We start from the raw sequence: 19247 nt of genomic DNA, 5'->3' as shown, positions 1-19247 counted from the left end.
GCGCGCCGCTAGAGCGTGAAGCTCTCGCCGAGATAGAGCCGCCGCACGTTCTCGTCGGCGACCAGCTCCTGCGGGCTCCCGGCGAACAGCACCTGGCCGCCGTAGATGATGCAGGCGCGGTCGACGATGTCGAGCGTCTCGCGCACGTTGTGATCGGTGATGAGCACCCCGATGCCGCGCTGCTTCAAATCCTTCACGAGGTCGCGGATGTCGCTGATCGAAAGCGGGTCGATGCCTGCGAAGGGCTCGTCGAGGAGCATGATCGAGGGCTTGGCCGCGAGCGCCCGGGCGATTTCGCAACGCCGCCGCTCGCCGCCCGAGAGCGCCATGGCGGGCGATTCGCGCAGGCGGATGAGGCCGAACTCGTCGAGCAGCCGCTCGAGCTCCGAGGCGCGCGTGGCATGATCGGGCTCGACCAGCTCGAGCACGCAGGCGATGTTCTGCTCAACCGTCATGCCGCGGAAGATGCTCGTCTCCTGCGGCAGGTAGCCGAGGCCGAGGATCGCGCGGCGGTACATCGGCAGCTTGGTGACGTCCTCGCCGTCCATCAGGATGCGGCCCGAATCGGGCTTCACCAGCCCCATGATCGAATAGAAGCAGGTGGTCTTGCCCGCGCCGTTGGGGCCGAGCAGGCCGAGCACCTCGCCCTTCGCCACGGTCAGCGAGATGTCGTTCAGCACCGCGCGCTTGTCGTAGCTCTTGGCGATCGAGATCACCTCGAGCCCGCTGCCGATCGGCTGGGGGGTGCCATCGGTGGCCGGTTGGGTGAGGGTGGCAGTGCTCATGGTGTTTGCGTCTTTAGCACCTGTGGCAGGCCAGAAAAGGGCAAGCGCGGGTTTGGCAGGATTTTTGCTTAGTCGCGGGCTCGAAGCCGCAGCTCGGGCAAGAGGCGCGCGATTAGAAGGCCTTGCATCGCGCCGATTGCGCGCGGCGCAACAAAATGGCGCGAACGGGCGGGATGTTGCAACTTCGCAGCGGCTGGGCAATACTGTCGCGCAGATGAACGAGCCTCCGGGGAGCGGCACGATGGTGAAATCCGACAAGCAGGTCGCGGCGGTTCCGGTCACCCGCTCGGTCTCCCGCACGCGCGACTGGCGCAAGGGGATGAGCGACCACGTCGCCTACGGCCTGCTGGTCTACACCGGCCTCCAGATCATCTTCACGATCAAGGCGCTCGGCGAGGGGACGTCGAGCATCCTCCCCTACCTTTCGCTGGTGGTGCTGGTCGCCGGCATCATCCCGGTGTGCCGCTGGTTCGAGAGGCGCTGGGCGGACCTCGACGACGCCGAGGCCGCCGACCCCGCCCTCGCCGCCCCCTTCCGCCGCGACGCCGCGATCCTGTGGGCGCTCGCGATCGGCCTGCCGATCACCCTGACGCTGGTGTTCAAGGCGGTGCTGAGTTTCTTCTGATTTGCGCAGCCGCATCCGCGGCTGCGTCCTCGGTGCGTTTCGAGCCCTGCGGGCCCGAGCACCTGCGGCTCGGCCGCGTGGCCTCGCGACCCGTCGGATCGCGGGCCGGGTCAGCGCCGACCTGTCGTGAAAGGCTGCATCGGTCGCACCAGCGGCCGCGAGCGCACCCGCGCGAGCCGCAGGCGATCAGGTCCGTGAGGGCCTGAGATACGCCGAGGAGCAGCCGCGGAGGCGGCTGCTTACTTCGAGGAAGCGTACCGCTCGATCGCCTCGAGGGTGATCTTGCGCGCTTCGGCCGCGTTGCCCCACTTGCCGACGCGCACCCACTTCTCGGCCTCGAGATCCTTGTAGTGCGTGAAGAAGTGCTCGATCTGCTGGAAGATGATCGAGGGCAGGTCGGTGGTCTCCTCGACCTCGGCGTAATAGGGGAAGGTCTCGTTGACCGGCACGCAGACCAGCTTCTCGTCGCCGCCCTGCTCGTCCTCGAGGTTGAGCACCCCGATCGGGCGCGCGCGCACCACGCAGCCCGGGATGAAGGGCGAGCGCGAGATCACCAGCGCATCGAGCGGGTCGCCGTCGGGCGAGAGCGTGTGCGGCACGAAGCCGTAGTTCGCCGGGTAGCGCATCGGGGTGTGCAGGATGCGATCGACGAACAGCGCTCCGCTTTCCTTGTCGAATTCGTACTTCACCGGCTCCCCGCCGGTCGGCACTTCGATGATCACGTTGAGATCGTCGGGCGGGTTCACCCCGGTGGGGATCTTGTCGATGCGCATGGCTGTTCTCTTTGTCGTTTGCGTTGCGAGAGGTAACGCGGCGCGCTCTAATCGGTGCCGCAGGATTGCGAAAGACCCTAGGTGAGCCTAATCGCGCGGGCAGTATGACCAAGAAAACGCCCCAGCCGATCCGCGGCACCCAGGACATCTTCGGCGCCGATGCCGAGGCCTTCGCCTTCGTGGTCGAGACCTTCGAGCGCGTCCGCCGCCTCTACCGCTTCCGCCGGGTCGAGATGCCGGTGTTCGAGAAGACCGAGGTCTTCGCCCGCTCCCTGGGCGAGACCACCGACGTCGTCTCGAAGGAGATGTATTCCTTCGAGGACCGCGGGGGCGAGAGCCTGACCCTGCGCCCCGAGTTCACCGCCGGGATCGCGCGCGCCTACCTCACCAACGGCTGGCAGCAAAATGCGCCGCTCAAGGTCGCGACCCACGGCCCGCTGTTCCGCTACGAGCGCCCGCAGAAGGGCCGCTACCGCCAGTTCCACCAGATCGACGCCGAGGTGATCGGCGCTGCCGAGCCGTTGGCGGACGTGGAGCTGCTGGCGATGGCCGACCAGCTGCTGAAGGAGCTTGGCATCCACGACGTCACCCTGCACCTCAACACGCTCGGCGACGGCGCGAGCCGCGAGGCGTGGCGCGCGGCCTTGGTGGAATACTTCTGGGCGGTGAAGGACCAGCTTTCCGAGGAATCCCAGGAGCGGCTGGAGAAGAACCCGCTGCGGATCCTCGATTCCAAGGACCCGCGCGACAAGCCGTTCCTGGCGGGCGCGCCGAAGATCGACGCCTTCCTCTCGGAGGAGGCGAGCGCCTTCTTCGCGGCGGTGACGTCCGGCCTCGACGCGGCGGGCGTGAAGTGGGTGCGCGCGGAGAGCCTCGTGCGCGGGCTCGACTACTACCGGCACACCGCCTTCGAGTTCATCCCCGACGAGGGCAGCGCCTCGGCGGCCGCGCTCGGCTCGCAGAGCACCGTCCTCGGCGGCGGACGCTATGACGGGCTGATGGAATCGCTCGGTGGCGCGCCGACGCCCGCGGTCGGCTGGGCTGCCGGAATCGAGCGTCTGGCGATGCTGGTGGGGGCGCGGGAGGAAGCGCCTGCCGACCTTATCATCGTGGTCGAGGACGACACACGCCTTGCCGAAGCCATCGGGCTGATCGGCGATGTTCGCAGGCATGGCTTCACCGCCGAGCTTGTCGCATCGGGATCGCCGCGCAAGCGCTATGACAAGGCGGTGAAGCGCGGGGCCGAGGTCATCCTCTCGCTGCGGCCGGAGATGGGTCACGGCGTGACCACAGAGAATCCCGGCGCCGGCGTTCTCGGCGTGCTCGGCGCCTACCGTTAGCCACCCTCGTCACCCCCGCGAAAGCGGGGGTCCAGCTGCCTTGCGGCAGCCTCCACGCTGAGCTGGATTCCCGCCTTCGCGGGGATGACGAAGAGAGAATATCGCAATGCAAATCCCCCCCGAACGCCTCGACCAGATCGCGCACCGCTTTGCGGAGCTGGAAGCGCGCATGGCGTCCGGAACGCTCGAGGGCGAGGCTTTCGTGCGCGCCTCCCGCGACTATGCCGAGCTCGAACCGGTGGCCAAGATCGCCGCCGAGGTGAAGGCCGCGCGCGAGGAGATGGCGGGGCTCACCGAGATGCTCGCCGACCCCGAGATGAAGGCGATGGCTGAGGAGGATCTCGCCGCCCTCAAGTCCGCCCTCCCCGATCTCGAACGCCGCCTCGCGATCGCGCTCCTCCCGCGGGACAGCGCCGATGCCAAGCCCGCGATGCTCGAGATCCGCGCCGGCACCGGGGGCGACGAGGCCGCGCTCTTCGCCGCCGATCTCTACCGGATGTACGAGAAATACGCCGCCGAGCAGGGCTGGAAGGTCGAGCCGGTCAGCATCGCCGCCTCCGACATCGGCGGCTTCAAGGAAGTGATCGCCAACGTCACCGGCACGGGCGTGTTCGCCAAGCTCAAGTTCGAGAGCGGCGTCCACCGCGTCCAGCGCGTGCCCGTCACCGAGAGCGGCGGGCGCATCCACACCTCGGCGGCAACCGTCGCGGTGCTGCCCGAGCCGGACGAGGTCGACGTGCGCATCGAGGATAAGGACCTCAAGATCGACGTCTACCGCGCGAGCGGAGCCGGCGGCCAGCACGTCAACACCACCGATTCGGCGGTGCGCATCACTCACCTGCCCACCGGCACGGTCGTCACCTGCCAGGACGGGCGCAGCCAGCACAAGAACCGCGAGAAGGCGATGCAGGTGCTGAGGACGCGCCTCTACGACGCCCAGCGCGAGGCCACGCAAGGCGCCGAGGCCGAGGCGAGGAAGGCGATGGTCGGCAGCGGCGACCGCTCGGAGCGGATCCGCACCTACAATTTTCCCCAGGGGCGCGTCACCGATCACCGCATCGGATTGACCCTGCACAAGCTCGAGGAGGTGCTCGCCGGGCCGGGCCTCGCCGAACTGGTCGACGCGCTGATCGCCGAGGACGAGGGCAAGCGGCTGGCGGCGCTGGCGGAGTGAGCGTGACCGTCGGCGAAGCCCTCCGCGCCGCCGCGACACGCCTCGCCGCGACGAGCGACACCGCGCGATTGGATGCCGAGCTGCTGATGGCGCACGCGCTGGGGACGACCCGCTCCGACATGCTGCTGAAGGCGATGCGCGACCCCGCACCCGAGGGCTTCGCCGCGCTGGTCGAGCGCCGCGCGGCGCACGAGCCGGTCGCCTACATCACCGGGGAGGCCGAGTTCCACGGCCTCACCCTCAAGGTCACCCCCGCCACCCTGATCCCGCGCGGCGACAGCGAGACGCTGATCGAGGCGGCGCTGGAGCGAGCGGGGCCGGAGGGGCGCGCACTCGACCTCGGCACCGGATCGGGCGCGCTGCTGCTCGCGGTGCTGGCGCAGCGGCCCGGCTGGGAAGGGGTGGGGATCGACGCCTCGGCCGAGGCGCTGGCGGTGGCCGAGGGCAATGCCGCGGCGCTCGGCCTTGCGCACCGTAGCGCGTGGCACCACCTGAGCTGGCGCGCGGCGGGGTGGGCCGAGGGCCTCGGCACTTTCGACCTGATCCTCTGCAACCCGCCTTATGTCGAGGAGGCCGCCACGCTCGATCCTCAGGTCCGCGACTTCGAGCCGGCGACGGCGCTCTTCGCGGGGCCCGAGGGGCTTGACGATTACCGCATCCTCATCCCCCAGCTGCGCCAGCTGATAAACCCGGGCGCCGTCGCGATTCTCGAGATCGGTACGAATCAGGCCGAGGCGGTGGGAGCCCTCGCGGCAGCTGCGGGTTTCACCGTAGCCTTGCGCCGCGATCTCGCAGGGCGGCCGCGCGCGCTCGTGCTCGGGTGAGAGAAAAGCGGTCGCAAAGGCTTGGCAAACGGGTTTCGCATCGCTACGTGTCAAGACGGCCAGACGGATTGCGAAGGGCGCAAACCGCTGGGCCGAGCTCCTAAACTCAGCTGATACGGCCGTCAGGGCACGTCCCCGACTGCGGCAGCGCGGAGCGCGCGGCACGCTGTGGCAAGGCCATCGCCGGGGCCATGCGTGACGGGATGGGCAAGGGGTCTGTTGACCGGCGCGGGCAGTGTTTCCTCGCGCGAGGTCGGACGATAAGGAACAATTTCCTTGAATAACAATCGCAACAACCGGCGTCGCGGCCGCGGCAACCGCAACCAGGGCGGCAACGGCGCCCAGCTGAACCGCATCGACAGCCGCGCGCGCGGCAATGCCCCGCAGATGCTCGACAAGTACAAGAAGCTCGCCCAGGACGCCCAGCACAACGGCGACCGGGTGCAGATGGAGTACTACCTCCAGTTCGCCGATCACTACTTCCGGGTGATCGCCGACAACAAGGCCCGCCAGGACGAGCAGCGCGCCGGCGGGCGGCGCCCCGACGAGCGGGGCGAGGTCGAGGACTTCGAGGACGATTTCGACTTCGGCCGCCGCAGCGACACGCCGGCGCGCTCGGTCTACGAACAGCAGGACAGCGCCCCCGCGGGCGACGTGGTCGAGGGTGAGCCGGGGCAGGAGGGCGAATCCTTCCTCGCCGAGGACCGCGGCAACGACGACCGCGGCGGGGACCGTCAGCGCGGCCAGCGCCGCCAGCGCAAGGAGCGCGACGGCAACCGGGATGGCGGCAACCGTGACGGCAACCGCGCCGAGCGCGACGGCAACCGCGCCGAGCGCGCGGGCCGCGACGGGGGCGAGCGCGCCGAGAAGCGCGCCGAGCGTCCTGAGCGCGCCGAACGGAGCGAGCGCCTGGAGAAGCCCGCCCGCACCCGCAAGCCGCGCAAGTCGGCCGACGACGGCGAGCAGCGTGGCATCGACAGCTCGATCCTCCCGCCCTCGATCCGCGGCGATGACGCCGGGTCGGGCGAAACCGGCGGCGCGCTCGAAACCGTCGAGTGAGCTCCATGACCGGGCGGCTGTCCGCGCTTGCGGCGCTGGCGCAGGCTCGCCCGGGTCTCGCCGCGATCCTGCTCGGTCTCCTCGGGGCCTGCGCCTATCCGCCGCTGCACCTGTGGCCGCTCGGCCTCGCCGCGCTCGCCGGCTTCGTGTGGCTCGCGCATGATGCGGCGAGTTGGCGGAGCGCCGCGTGGCGGGGCTGGCTGTTCGGCTGGGCGCACCTTACCCTCGCCAACAACTGGATCGCGACCGCCTTCACCCACCAGGCGAAGATGCCCGAGGCATTGGGCTGGGCCGCGGTGCCGCTGCTGTGCCTCTACCTCGCGGTCTACCCGATGCTGGCGGCGCTCGCCGCGCACGGCCTCGCCCGCCGCCAGCCGCTGTGGGCGTTCGGGCTGGTGCTCGCGGGCGCCTGGACGGTCACCGAGTGGCTGCGCGGCTGGGTGTTCACCGGCTACCCCTGGCCCCCGGTCTCGCTGATGCTGGTCGGAGGGTGGGGCACGCCGGGCGCGGCGCGCGTGCTGCCTTGGATCGGGACCTATGCACTCTCCGGCCTCACGCTGCTCGTGTCGGCGCTGCTGCTCGCGAGCCTCGCCGCGAGGCGCTGGCTTGCGGCAGCGGGCGGCGCGGCAGTCCTCGGCGCACTGATGCTCGCGCCCAGCCTCGCCATCGAGGTGACGCGGCCGGCGAACGCGCTCAACTACACCCTCGTCCAGCCGCTCATCCCCCAGGCCGAGATCAACGATCCGGCCAAGTTCGAGGAGCAGTTCGCGCGGCTCACCCGCCTCACCGCGCCGGGCCGCGACACCTCGCGGATCGTGCTGTGGCCCGAGAGCGCGCTGCCCGACTATCTCGAGGACGGCTACCCCGACGGCTACTATGCCGCAATGACCGCCGGCGGCGACCCGGCCTACGCCCGCGCGCGCATCGCCAGGGTGATCGGGCCGCGCTCGACCCTCGTCACCGGCGTCGTCAACTTGAACTTCACGGACCGCCCCGGCCGCTCGCCCGCGCTCGTCAGCGCGCGCAATTCGGTGATGGCGATTGGCGGCAAGGGGACAATCCTCGCCGGTTACGACAAGGCGCACCTCGTGCCCTACGGCGAATACCTGCCGCTGCGCCCGCTGCTCGAACCGCTCGGCCTCTCGCGGCTGGTGGCGGGGAGCATCGAATATGTCCCCGGCCCCGGCCCGCGCACCCTCGGCCTCGGCGAGCACGGCAAGGTCGGGGTGCAGATCTGTTACGAGATCGTCTTCTCGGGCGAGGTGGTGGACCCCGCGAACCGCCCCGACTTCATCTTCAACCCCTCGAACGACGGCTGGTTCGGCGCCTGGGGCTCGCCGCAGTTCGTCGGGCAGGCGCGGATGCGCGCGATCGAGGAGGGGCTGCCGGTGCTGCGCTCGACCACCACCGGGATCAGCGCGGTGATCGACGCCGACGGCGTGGTCCGGCAGGCGATCGCGCGCGGCAAGGCCGATGCGGTCGCCGGGATCATGCCCCCCGCCGCCGCGCCGACGCTGTTCGCGCGGCTCGGCCATATCCTCACCCTCGGCTGGGCGGCGCTGTTCGCGGTGCTCGGCCTCGCGCTTCCGAGAGTGCTTGCGCTCGCCCGCGCGCGCCGCTAGGGCGGAGTGAAAGGTGGGGACATAAAGGTTTCCTTATATCTCTATAAGGCGCCCTTCACCCCCGCCCGGAACCGCACTCTCAGCTCCCGGGGTATCCATGCGCACCAACTACCTGTTCACCTCCGAAAGCGTCTCGGAAGGCCATCCCGACAAGGTCGCCGACCAGATTTCGGACGCGATCGTCGACCTGTTCCTGTCGAAGGACCCCGAGGCGCGCATCGCCTGCGAAACCCTGACCACCACCCAGCTCGTGGTGCTGGCGGGCGAGATCCGCTGCAAGGGCGTCTACGAGAGCGGCGAATGGGCGCCCGGCGCCAAGGAAGAGATCGAGCAGACGGTGCGCAACACGGTCAAGCGCATCGGCTACGAACAGGACGGCTTCCACTGGGAGAAGTTCGAATTCATCAACCGCCTGCACGGCCAGTCGGCGCACATCGCGCAAGGCGTGGACGCGGGCGAGAACAAGGATGAAGGCGCGGGCGACCAGGGCATCATGTTCGGCTATGCCACCGACGAGACCCCGGGCTATATGCCCGCGACGCTCTACTACAGCCACAAGATCCTCGAGCGCATGGCCGCCGACCGCCACTCGGGCGCGGCCCCCTTCCTCGAACCCGACGCCAAGAGCCAGGTGACCCTGCGCTACGAAGGCTCGCTGCCGGTCGCCGCCACCGCGATCGTCGTCTCGACCCAGCACAAGCCGGGCTTTGACGAGAACGATCCGGCCAAGCAGGCCGAGCTCGAAGCCTACGTCAAGAGCGTGATCGCCGACGTGATCCCGCCGGTGCTGCTGCGCGAGACCGAGTATTTCATCAACCCCACCGGCAGCTTCGAGATCGGCGGCCCCGATGGCGACGCCGGCCTCACCGGGCGCAAGATCATCGTCGACACCTATGGCGGCGCGGCCCCGCACGGCGGCGGCGCGTTCAGCGGCAAGGACCCGACCAAGGTCGACCGCTCGGCCGCCTACATCACCCGCTACCTCGCCAAGAACGTGGTTGCCGCTGGTCTTGCCACGCGCTGCACCATCCAGATCGCCTATGCGATCGGCGTGTCGAAGCCTTTGAGCCTCTATGTCGACACCCACGAGACCGGCACCGTCGGCGACGACAAGATCGAGGAAGCCATTCTGGGCATCGCCAAGCTCGGCGGGCTGACCCCGCGCTCGATCCGCACGCATCTCGGGCTCAACAAGCCGATCTACCAGCCGACCGCCGCCTACGGTCACTTCGGCCGCACCGCCGAGGGCGACTTCTTCCCCTGGGAGCGCCTCGACCTTGTCGACGACCTGAAGGCCGCGCTGGGCTGATTTCACGGGACGGGGTGGGTTTCGTGCCCACCCCCTGCCCCTCCCGCATGCGGGAGGGGTTAGGGGGTGGGCCCGCGCGACCCCGAAGAAACCCCTACGCCGCGGCGGCAGATGCGCTAGACATCGCCCCGTGACGCCGCCCTCACCGCCCCCTCCCCCGCCCCGCATCCTCGCGCTCGACGCGCTGCGCGGCATCGCGGTGATCGGGATCGTGGCGATGAACGTCATCTCCTTCTCCATGCCGGGGCCGGCCTATTACAACCCGCTCGCCTATGGCGGCGTCGGCCCGGCCGACTACTGGGTGTGGCTGGCGAGCTTCGTCTTCGTCGAGGACAAGTTCCGCACGCTCTTCGCGATGCTGTTCGGGACCGGCTGCCTGATCCTCGTCGAGCGCGCGGGCGAGAGCCCGTGGCGGGCGCATTACGCGCGCATGGCGGTGCTCTTCGCGATCGGGCTCGTCCATTCGACCCTGCTCGCGAGCAACGACGTGCTGCGCGCCTATGCAATGGCCGGTCTGTTCCTGCCGCTGCTCGCGCGCCTGTCCTCGCAGGCCCTGCTTAGCGTGGCGCTAGGCCTCGTTTGCGTGCATCTAGCCCTCGGTTTGATCGCGCTTGGCCCGGCGTTCTGGATGTTTCACGTGAAGCATCTGGAGGCCGACGCGCTGCTCTGGGCCAATCGCCAGTTCGGTGCGGACAGCGCCGCGATCGCCGCGCTGCTCGAACAGGGCCGCGAGGGGCTGGGGGAGCGGGTGGTGCGGCGGGTGGCCGGAATTCCCTCGCAGCTCGGGACGCTGGTCGCCGCCCTGCCCCTGAACCTCGCCGCCATCGCGCTCGGCATGGGCCTGTGGCGGAGCGGGATGCTCAAGGGCGAATGGCGGACCTTCCGCCTCCAGCGCCTCGCCGGGATCACCGCTCTGGTCGCGCTCCCGGCGCTGCTGCTGCTCGCCGCCTGGCTGGTGAGCGAGGGCTTTCCGGGCGCGCTGGCGGGGCTGGTGGCGCTGGTGCTCTCGGCCCCCTTCGACATGCTGCTGGCGCTCGCCTATGCCGCGCTGGCGATGGCTTTCCTGAGCAATGACAGCGGCTTGGCGCGGCGGCTGGCGATGGTGGGGCGGCTCTCGCTGAGCAATTACCTGATGACCAGCATCGTGCTCTCGGCGATCTTCGCCTCCTGGGGGCTCGGCCTGTTCGGCGAGGTCACGCGCTGGCAGGCGGTCGCGCTCGGGCTGGTGCCGGTCGCCGGGATGCTGCTGTGGTCGCCCCCCTGGGTGGCGCGGTTCGGGCAGGGGCCCTTCGAGCGGCTGTGGCGCGGCGGGGCCCGCCTGCTCGCCTAACCGTGTTCCCCGTGGAGCGGCGAGGGCCGGTCGAGCGCCAACTCGCCCTCCGAGAAGGTGAATGGGCTGCGCACCCCCGCCATCCCGCCGAGCTCGACCCTCAGGCCCCGCGCGATCACCTGCGGATCGGCGAAAACCTCGTCGAGGCGGTTGATCGGCCCGGCGGGAACTCCCGCCGCGTGGCACGCATCGAGCAGGCCCTGCTTGGTCCAGGTGCTTGTCGCCGCGGCGATTTCCGCATCGAGCGCGGCGGCATTGGCGGTCCGGTCGCCGTTCGCCCGGAAGCGCGGGTCCCCGGCGAGGTGGGCGAGCCCGAGCACCGCCATCAGCTTGTGGAACAGCCCGTCATTCGCGGGCGCGAGGATCACGTGCCCGTCGCTCACCGCGAAGACGCCATAGGGCGCGACCTGCGCGTGCGCATTGCCCATCCGGGGCGGGTTGTGCCCGGTGGTGAAGAAATAGCTCGCCTGGTTGGCGAGGAGGCCGACCGAGCAGTCGAGCAGCGCCATGTCGACCTGCTGTCCCTTGCCGGTGCGCGCCCGCATCAGCAGCGCCGCCTGAATGCCGTTCGCGGCCCACACGCCGGTCGCCAGGTCGCTGATCGAGATGCCCATCTTGACCGGGTGTCCCTCGGGCTCGCCGGTCAGCGACATGAGCCCGCTCATCCCCTGTGCCACGAAGTCGTACCCCGCCTCGTGCGCCCGCGGCCCCGTCTGGCCGAAGCCGGTGATCGAGCAGTAGACGAGGCCCGGGTTGGCGGCGGACAAGCTGCTGTAATCGAGCCCGAACTTCGCAAGCGAGCCGGTCTTGAAGTTCTCGATGACGACGTCCGCCCCGGCGCAGAGCGCCTTCACCCGCGCGAGGTCCTCCGCTGCGCCGAAGTCGGCGATGATCGAGCGCTTCCCACGGTTGCACGCGTGGTAATAGGCAGCCTCGCGGTGGACGCGGCCCGCGGCATCGGTGCGCTCGACCCACGGCGGTCCCCACAGCCGCGTGCCGTCGCCCTCGGGGCTCTCGACCTTGATCACGTCCGCCCCGAGATCGGCGAGGATCTGCCCGCAGAACGGCCCCGCGAGCACCCGCGCGAGCTCGACCACCTTGAGCCCGGCGAGCGGGGCGTTGGGGTTGCGGGGCTCGGCCAGCCACATCGTCATCGGCCCCGCTGCGCGCGCAGGAAGGCGACCGCGTCGGCGAGCACCGGGCCCTTGCTTCGGAACGGGACCGAGAACGCCATCACCACCTCCTCGTGGGTGAGCGGGCCGTAGTTCTTGACCTCGACCGGCGCGCCCAGCCCCTTCAGCCTGGCGCCGAGATTGTTGGCGTTCCTGGGGCGCACGGTCTCGTCGCCGTCGGAGGTGACGAGCAGCATCGGCGGGGCGTCGGCGCGGGCGAAGGCGATCGGCTGCGTCTCCTGCGGGCGCGGCCACTGCCCGAAGGCCGCGATCGAGCGCGGCTTGTCGAAGGGGTAGAAGTCGTAGGGGCCCGACAGGCCGACGGCGGCCACGACGTTGCCCGGATCGACCCCCGCCGCCTCCAGCCGCTTGCTGTCGAGCGCGAGCATCACCGCCTCGTAGGCGCCGGCGGAGTGGCCCATGAAGGCGATCAGCTTCCGGTCGCCGCCATGCGCCGCGATATTGTCCTGCACCCAGCGCACCGCCTCGGCCCCGTCGTCGAGGAAGGCGGGGAAATGGACCTGCGGGACCTTGCGGTATTCGGGGATCACGACGAGGAAGCCCTCGCGCGCGAGCGCCCGTCCGGCGAAGGCGTAGGAGGTGCGGTCGCCCTTGGCCCAGCCGCCACCGTACCAGAAGATCACCGTGGTCCGCGGCCCCTGTGCCGGGCCCTCGGGCGCCCAGATGTCGAGCCTCTGCCCGTGGCTGCCGAAGGGGACGCCCTCGGCCACCAGCGTTGCGCCGCTGCCGCCGCCGACGACGCGGTCGTACCAGGACAGCAGCCGCGGCGGCGAGGTGAACGCCAGCACCCCGCCGAGCGCCGCCGCCAGCGCGAACCCGCCGATCGCGAGCTTCTTCCTCATCCCGCGAGGTAATGCGCGGTGGTGAAGGCGGCGATGTCCGCCTCGCTCACCCCCGGCGCGGTCTCGATCAGCCGGAAGGGCTCACCCTTGGCCGGACGCTCGAACACGGCAAGGTTGGTGATGATCATGTCCACCACCCCCGCCCCGGTCAGCGGCAGGGTGCATTCCGGAATGAACTTGGGCGAGCCGTCCTTCGCGGTGTGGTCCATCACGACGATGATCCGCTTCACCCCCGCGACGAGGTCCATCGCCCCGCCCATCCCCTTGATCATCTTGCCCGGGATCATCCAGTTGGCGATGTCCCCGTTTTCCGCAACCTCCATCGCGCCCAGCACGGTCAGGTCGATATGCCCGCCGCGGATCATCGCGAAGCTCGTCGCGCTGTCGAAATAGGCGCTGTGCGGCAGCTCGCTGATGGTCTGCTTGCCGGCGTTGATGAGGTCGGGATCGACCTCGTCCTCGTAGGGGAAGGGCCCGATCCCGAGCATCCCGTTCTCGCTCTGGAGCGTCACCAGCATGCCTTCGGGGATGTGGTTGGCGACCAGCGTGGGGATGCCGATGCCGAGGTTGACGTAATAGCCGTCGCGCAGCTCGCGCGCGGCGCGGGCGGCCATTTCGTCGCGGGTCCAGCCCGTGGGAAGCGTGGTCATGAGGAGCTCGGGGTCCTTACTTGCCAATCAGCGGGGGGATCAGGAACCAGCCGTCGCCGATCAGGTTCTCGATCTGCGCACCGGCCTCGGGCGTGCGCAGGTACTTGAAGCGCATGTCGAAATCGGGGCGCTCGTCGCCGGCGATGGCGATGATGCAGGTGATCGCGCCGAGGTTCCCCTTGCGCTGGTCCTTGCTGTCGCCCTCGTCGCGGCGCAGCGAGATGATGTCCTGCCCGCGCGGGTCGAGCCCGGCCTGCTCGAGCGCGGTCCGTACCGCGCCGGAGCGGTCGGTGGGCAGGTCGGAGAGCCAGGCGATCTCCACCCCCGCCTCGCGCAGCACCGCGAGGCCGAGCGCGACGCCGGGGTCCCTGGCGGGGCTCTGCGGCGGGTCGAAGAGGCCGCCCGCGGGATCGAGGTCGATCACCGCGACGAGCTGCTCGCCCCGCGCGCAGCGGCGGCGCTTGCCGTCGAGCGCGACCGGGTCGGCGAGCATCGCCGAGGCCTGCTCCGCGCCCCCCGCCGCCTGCCGGGCCGAGGCCTGGGCGTAGCGGACGAAGCGCGCGTAGTTCGCTTGCTCGGGCGCGAGCGGCCGCGCCGGATCGGGATAGGGGGTCGCAGGCGGCAGGCCGGGAGGCGACGCGGAGGCCTGTCCGGGCGTGCGCAGGGGAACGGCCGGAGCCTGAGCGGGCGCGGGCGAAGCGACGGGCTTCGGGGCGGCCGCGACCGAGGGCGCGGGTGGCGGAACCGATGCGGTTGCCGGCTTCGGCGGGGGCACCGGGCTAGGGGTCGGCGTGGGCGCGGCGGTCAGCTTCGGCGCCGGGGTGGGCGCGGGTGTCGGAGTCGGCGTCGGCGTCGGAGTGGGCATCACGACCGGAGCAGGCCGCGGTGTTGCCGCCGGAGCCGGGGTGGGCGTCGGAGCGGGAACAGGCGCCGGGGTCGGGGTCGGGGTCGGCGCCGGATCGGGGGTCTCGTCCCCGTCCCTGCCGACGACCTGCGTGCCCGCCAGCGCGGTCCCGGCGAGCGCGGGGATTGCGACGGCGACACAGCCCGACAGCGCGGTGCCCGCCAGCGCCAGCGCCGGGATCAGAACGAGCGTCTTCCTGTTGGTCATGCCGCCTCCCTCTCGCGCACGGTACGGAATTCGATCTTCTTGTCGTAGGGCGCCCCGATCACGAGGCGGTTCACGAACACGCCCGGCAGGTGGATCTGGTCGGGATCGAGGCTGCCCGTGGGGACGATCTCCTCGACCTCGGCGACGCAGACCTTGCCGCAGGTCGCCGCGGGCTGGTTGAAGTTGCGCGCGGTCTTGCGGAAGATCAGGTTCCCGGTCTCGTCGGCCTTCCACGCCTTGACGATCGCGAGGTCGGCGAAGATGCCGTGCTCGAGGATGTAGGTGTGCATCACCCCGTCGCGGTCGGGAAAGTCCTTGTGCTCCTTGCCCTTGGCGACCTCGGTGCCGACGCCGGTGCGGGTGTAGAAGCCGGGAATGCCCGCACCCCCTGCGCGCATCCGTTCGGCGAGGGTGCCCTGGGGGCAGAACTCGACCTCGAGCTCGCCGGCGAGATACTGCCGCTCGAACTCCTTGTTCTCGCCCACGTAGGAGCTGATCATCTTCCTCACCTGCCGGGTGCGGAGCAGCTTGCCGATCCCCTCGTTGTCGATCCCGGCATTGTTGCTGGCGAAGGTGAGGCCCTTGACCCCCGAGTCGCGGATCGCGTCGAGCAGGCGCTCAGGCAGCCCGCACAGGCCGAAGCCCCCCGCCGCGATCAGCATGTCGTCGCGCAGCACGTCGGCAAGCGCGCTGGCGGCGTCGGGGTAGAGCTTGGTCATCGGGCCTTCCTGCCTCTTTTCGTGTCGCGCGCCCGCGAGCGGGGTTCCTCGCGGGATCGCCTTGCTGATTAGTGCGTTACGGGGGCTCTGTCACGCCTGCGCACACCGCGAAGTCGAATCACCTTTCATGTTGCGTCGCAAGATCGTCATGAAGCGGGAACCTGCTCAAGAGCTGGGCAGATGGCGCCATTTTGAGCAGATATTTGCATGATTTCGTATTTGTGACGGCCTGATGGCGCGGTTGGTTGCATCCTTTGCAACTTCATACGTATCTTTCGCACTTGCACAATAGCTCGGAATGGGCCATTTGGAACCTGCCTTTCAGGCATCCTCTCCCAAACTTTCCAAGCCCGGCCCCCGTGCCGGGCTTTTTTCTTGCCCGGCACAGACGCAAACGGGCGCCGGGCTTTTTTCTTGCCCTGCCTGCGGGCGCGCAGGGGCCCCCTCGCGCCGCCCGCTGATTGCATTCGTTTGCGGGCGTTCCTAGCTATCGCCTTCAACCAGAAGAGCGCAGGAACAGCCCATGGCCGACGCCGAGACCGAACTTCCCACCCGCACCGCGCGCCTCCAGGTCGCGCCCGCGCGCCAGGAGGAGTCGGGGGCCGGCATCGCCCGCATGCCGCGCAGCGCCTTCCAGAAGCTCGGCCTCACCGAGGGCGACGTGGTCGAGATTCGCGGCAAGCGCACCACGGCGGCGATCGCGATGGCCGCCTACCCGGAGGACGACGCGCTCGACGTGGTGCGGCTCGACGGCCTCCAGCGCGCCAATGCGGAAGCCGGGTCGGGCGAGCATGTCGAGATCGCGCGCGGCGAATCCCGCCCCGCGACCCGCGTGGTCTTCGCCCCTGCCCAGCGCGAGATGCGGCTCCAGGGGCCGACCCAGGCGCTGAAGCGCAACTTCTTCCGCCGTCCGCTGGTTGCGGGCGACGTGGTCGCGACCACCGGTCAGCAGCCCGTCCAGAACATGCCCGCAGACGTGCGCCAGCTGCTGCGTGCCCCGGCCTATGCCCTCACCCAGATCCGCCTCACCGTCGCCTCGACCAGCCCCAAGGGGCTCGTGCACATCGACGAGAACACCGAAGTCGAGCTGCGCGCCGAGTTCGAGGAGCCGCGCGACGGCCGGGCGGTGGTCAACTACGACGATGTCGGCGGCATGGAGGAGACGATCCGCGCCCTGCGGGAAATGGTCGAGTTGCCGCTGCGCTATCCCGAGCTGTTCATCCGCCTCGGAGTCGAGCCGCCCAAGGGGGTGCTGCTCCACGGCCCGCCGGGCACCGGCAAGACCCGTCTCGCGCAGGCGGTGGCGAACGAATCCGACGCCGAGTTCTTCATCATCAACGGTCCCGAGATCATGGGCTCGGGCTACGGCGAGTCCGAAAAGCGCCTGCGGGAGGTGTTCGAGGAGGCTGCCCGCGCCGCGCCCGCGATCGTGTTCTTCGACGAGATCGATTCGATCGCTCCCAAGCGCACCCAGGTGCCGGGCGAGGCGGAGAAGCGCCTCGTCGCCCAGCTCCTGACGCTGATGGACGGGCTCGAGAAGCGCGCCAACATCGTCGTCATCGCCGCCACCAACCGCCCCGACGCGATCGACGAGGCGCTGCGCCGCCCGGGCCGCTTCGACCGCGAGATCGTGATCGGCGTCCCCGACCAGCGCGGGCGGCGCGAGATTCTCAGCATCCACACCCGCGGGATGCCGCTGGAAACGGCGGTCGACCTCGACGAGCTCGCCCGCGTCACCCACGGCTTCGTCGGCGCCGACATCGCTGCCCTCGCCCGCGAGGCGGCGATCGAGGCGGTGCGCCGGATCATGCCGCGCCTCGACCTCGACGAGCGCACCATCCCCCCCGAGGTGCTCGAGGACCTGTGCGTCTCGCGCGACGATTTCCTCGCGGCGCTGAAGCGCGTCCAGCCCTCGGCGATGCGCGAGGTGATGGTGCAGGTCCCCAATATCGGCTGGGACGACATTGGCGGCGCGGGCGAGGCGACCGACAAGCTCAGGGAGGGCATCGAACTCCCGCTCAAGAACCCCGACGCCTTCCGCCGCCTCGGGATCCGCCCGGCCAAGGGCTTCCTCCTCTACGGCCCGCCCGGCACCGGCAAGACCCTGCTCGCCAAGGCCGTCGCCAAGGAGGCCGAGGCGAACTTCATCTCGATGAAGTCCTCGGACCTCCTCTCCAAGTGGTACGGCGAGAGCGAGCAGCAGATCGCCAGGCTCTTCGCCCGCGCCCGCGCGGTCGCGCCCTGCGTGGTGTTCATCGACGAGATCGATTCGCTCGTCCCGGCGCGCGGCTCCGGGCAGGGCGAGCCGCAGGTGACGGGGCGGGTGGTCAACACCATCCTCGCCGAAATGGACGGATTGGAGGAGCTCCAGTCGGTGGTCGTGATCGGCGCGACCAACCGCCCGACGCTGGTCGATCCGGCGCTCCTCAGGCCGGGTCGCTTCGACGAGCTGGTCTACGTGGGCACCCCCGACGCCGACGGGCGCGAGCACATTCTCGGCATCCACACGGCGAAGATGCCGCTGGCGGATGACGTCGATCTCGCCGCCATCGCCGCCCAAACCGAGCGCTTCACGGGCGCGGACCTAGAAGACGTGGTGCGCCGCGCCGGGCTTGCCGCGCTGCGCCGCGTGGGGGGCGAGGTGCGCACGGTCGAGGGGCGCGACTTCGAGTCGGCGCTCCGGGACTCCCGCGCGACCGTCACCGCGGAGATGGAGGCCGAGTACCAGCAGATGCGCGGCGAGCTGAAGAAGCGCGCCGCCGCGGTGCAGCCGATCGGCTTCTTCTCGCCCGACATGCTGAAGCCCACCCGCGAGCGCAAGCACGACTGATCCCGCGCCAATGTTTCACGTGAAACATCGGCGCCGCGCCCCCAAAAGCGCCTCGCAAGCCCCCGCCGAGGCGGGGCTGGAGGGGGTGTGACGGGGGTATCGGCCGGGCTTGGAGCGGGCTAGGTGCACCCTGCATCACACCCCCTTCGACCAGCGACCCGTCAGCACCTCGGCCGCCATGCGGTGATTGGCGAGAATGAACCACCACAGCGGATGATCGCCGCGCGTCACCCTGATGTCGCCGACCGCCGCGTTGCGGTCGAAGAAGCGGTGGCCGACCAGACCCGGCAGCGCGTGCACGACCGGAAAGCCGAGCAGCGCCCACAAGGGCCAGACGGTGAGGCTCGCCGCGATCAGCCCGGCCCCGAGCACCACCCCGAGGATATGCAGCGCGAGGTTGGCCGGGTGCCGGTGATCCTCGCGGTAGACCGTCCGGTAGAAGGTGCCGAAGGTAATCCCGCTGCCTGCTGTCGTCGCCATGTTGGCCTCCCTTGCCGACTGCGCTTGCGAATATGAGCGATTGCTCGCAATCCGCCTACTCGCCCCCGCGCAAGGAGCCGCGACCCGCATGACCCCGCCGCTCGCCCCGCGCCGCATCCCCCGCCAGTCACGCGCGCTCGCCACGCGGGCGGCGATCCTCGAGGCGGCTGCTCACATTATCGCGGGCGGCCTCGCCGCGTTCAACACCAACGCCGTCGCCGCGCGCGCGGGGGTGAGCATCGGCAGCCTCTACCAGTACTTCCCGAAAAAGGACGCGCTGATGCTCGCACTGATCGCCGAGCGGCAGGCGCGGCAGGTCGCGACCGTCGCGCAGGCGCTCGCGGGCCTGCCGAGCTACGACGACGCGCTCGAGGAGGCCGGGGCGCTCGTCGCCGGCCTCCTCGCGCGCTTCCCGGGCGAGATCGCGCCGACCGCGCCCGAGGTCGCCGCCCGGACCCTGCCCGGACTGGTGCGCGCGGTGGTCGACATCTGGGCGAACTGCAACCCGCCGCAACTGGACCGCACCGAGGACGAGGCGGTGCGCGCGGCGCTCGGCTACCTCACCTGCCGGCCCGGCTGAC

At 70.2% G+C, this 19247-nt stretch carries 18 protein-coding genes; 10 read left to right on the top strand and 8 right to left on the bottom strand.

The genetic code is table 11. The annotated features are described in order from the left end of the window. Positions 1-8: 8 nt before the first annotated feature. Entirely contained in the window at positions 9-785 is a 777-nt protein-coding gene (gene lptB, locus ACLBKU_RS06595) for an LPS export ABC transporter ATP-binding protein (protein ID WP_410178731.1), read from the bottom strand. 214 nt (positions 786-999) lie between these two features. Between lptB and ACLBKU_RS06590 the strand changes: the two genes are divergently transcribed. Continuing rightward, entirely contained in the window at positions 1000-1410 is a 411-nt protein-coding gene (locus ACLBKU_RS06590; protein WP_410178730.1) for a hypothetical protein, read from the top strand. A gap of 239 nt (positions 1411-1649) precedes the next feature. Here the strand turns inward: ACLBKU_RS06590 and ppa are convergent, their stop codons facing one another. Beyond that, a complete protein-coding gene (gene ppa, locus ACLBKU_RS06585; protein WP_410178729.1) occupies positions 1650-2183 on the bottom strand; it encodes an inorganic diphosphatase in 534 nt (177 codons plus the stop codon). A gap of 104 nt (positions 2184-2287) precedes the next feature. Here ppa and hisS point away from each other — a divergent pair, with 104 nt between their 5' ends. The 7 genes from hisS (at position 2288) to ACLBKU_RS06550 (ending at position 10841) form a co-directional block, all read left to right on the top strand. Continuing rightward, a complete protein-coding gene (gene hisS, locus ACLBKU_RS06580; protein ID WP_410178728.1) occupies positions 2288-3523 on the top strand; it encodes a histidine--tRNA ligase in 1236 nt (411 codons plus the stop codon). 106 nt (positions 3524-3629) lie between these two features. Then, complete coding sequence (gene prfA / locus ACLBKU_RS06575) at positions 3630-4697, top strand: peptide chain release factor 1 (RefSeq protein ID WP_410178727.1); 1068 nt, start codon at positions 3630-3632, stop codon at positions 4695-4697. A gap of 2 nt (positions 4698-4699) precedes the next feature. Then, positions 4700-5521, top strand: coding sequence for a peptide chain release factor N(5)-glutamine methyltransferase (gene prmC / locus ACLBKU_RS06570; RefSeq protein WP_410178726.1), 822 nt, complete (start codon positions 4700-4702; stop codon positions 5519-5521). Positions 5522-5797: 276 nt separating this feature from the next. Next, positions 5798-6580, top strand: coding sequence for a DUF4167 domain-containing protein (locus ACLBKU_RS06565; protein WP_410178725.1), 783 nt, complete (start codon positions 5798-5800; stop codon positions 6578-6580). Positions 6581-6585: 5 nt separating this feature from the next. Then, positions 6586-8202, top strand: a complete 1617-nt coding sequence (lnt, locus tag ACLBKU_RS06560; protein WP_410178724.1) for an apolipoprotein N-acyltransferase — start codon at positions 6586-6588, stop codon at positions 8200-8202. Between the two features lie 97 nt (positions 8203-8299). Beyond that, on the top strand, positions 8300-9511 hold the full coding sequence (metK, locus tag ACLBKU_RS06555; RefSeq protein ID WP_410178723.1) for a methionine adenosyltransferase: 1212 nt from the start codon (positions 8300-8302) through the stop codon (positions 9509-9511). A 130-nt stretch (positions 9512-9641) separates the two neighbouring features. Beyond that, a complete protein-coding gene (locus ACLBKU_RS06550) occupies positions 9642-10841 on the top strand; it encodes a DUF418 domain-containing protein (protein WP_410178722.1) in 1200 nt (399 codons plus the stop codon). Here ACLBKU_RS06550 and ACLBKU_RS06545 read toward each other — a convergent pair. From ACLBKU_RS06545 to ACLBKU_RS06525, 5 genes are read right to left on the bottom strand one after another with little or no spacing between them, the layout of a single operon-like run. Next, a complete protein-coding gene (locus tag ACLBKU_RS06545; RefSeq protein ID WP_410179007.1) occupies positions 10838-11989 on the bottom strand; it encodes a CaiB/BaiF CoA transferase family protein in 1152 nt (383 codons plus the stop codon). The genes ACLBKU_RS06550 and ACLBKU_RS06545 overlap by 4 nt on opposite strands. 2 nt (positions 11990-11991) lie before the next feature. Next, positions 11992-12876 (bottom strand): alpha/beta hydrolase, encoded by an 885-nt coding sequence (locus ACLBKU_RS06540; protein ID WP_410178721.1) that lies wholly within the window; start codon positions 12874-12876, stop codon positions 11992-11994. After that, entirely contained in the window at positions 12873-13526 is a 654-nt protein-coding gene (locus tag ACLBKU_RS06535; protein WP_410178720.1) for a CoA transferase subunit B, read from the bottom strand. The genes ACLBKU_RS06540 and ACLBKU_RS06535 overlap by 4 nt, the downstream gene beginning before the upstream one ends. Before the next feature lie 16 nt (positions 13527-13542). After that, the gene (locus ACLBKU_RS06530) at positions 13543-14637 is read right to left on the bottom strand and encodes a hypothetical protein (RefSeq protein ID WP_410178719.1); all 1095 of its coding nucleotides are present in this window, start codon (positions 14635-14637) and stop codon (positions 13543-13545) included. Continuing rightward, the gene (locus ACLBKU_RS06525) at positions 14634-15356 is read right to left on the bottom strand and encodes a CoA transferase subunit A (protein ID WP_410178718.1); all 723 of its coding nucleotides are present in this window, start codon (positions 15354-15356) and stop codon (positions 14634-14636) included. Before ACLBKU_RS06525 ends, ACLBKU_RS06530 begins: the two co-directional genes overlap by 4 nt. Before the next feature lie 523 nt (positions 15357-15879). On the opposite strand from ACLBKU_RS06525, the gene ACLBKU_RS06520 reads away from it, so the two are divergent. Beyond that, positions 15880-18186: a CDC48 family AAA ATPase gene (locus tag ACLBKU_RS06520; protein WP_410178717.1), complete on the top strand. Its 2307-nt coding sequence runs from the start codon at positions 15880-15882 to the stop codon at positions 18184-18186. Positions 18187-18321: 135 nt separating this feature from the next. On the opposite strand, the gene ACLBKU_RS06515 is transcribed toward ACLBKU_RS06520, so the two are convergent. Beyond that, positions 18322-18666, bottom strand: a complete 345-nt coding sequence (locus tag ACLBKU_RS06515) for an Mpo1-like protein (RefSeq protein ID WP_410178716.1) — start codon at positions 18664-18666, stop codon at positions 18322-18324. Between the two features lie 88 nt (positions 18667-18754). On the opposite strand from ACLBKU_RS06515, the gene ACLBKU_RS06510 reads away from it, so the two are divergent. Beyond that, positions 18755-19246 carry a TetR/AcrR family transcriptional regulator gene (locus ACLBKU_RS06510; protein ID WP_410178715.1) on the top strand — a complete coding sequence of 164 codons (492 nt, stop codon included), beginning with the start codon at positions 18755-18757 and terminating at the stop codon, positions 19244-19246. Position 19247 lies beyond the last annotated feature (1 nt).

The organism is Erythrobacter sp. NE805, from assembly GCF_046452355.1.
Classification (GTDB): domain Bacteria; phylum Pseudomonadota; class Alphaproteobacteria; order Sphingomonadales; family Sphingomonadaceae; genus Erythrobacter.
The sequence above is the reverse complement of the archived record's forward strand: the minus strand, read 5'-3'. Positions and strand labels throughout refer to the sequence as shown.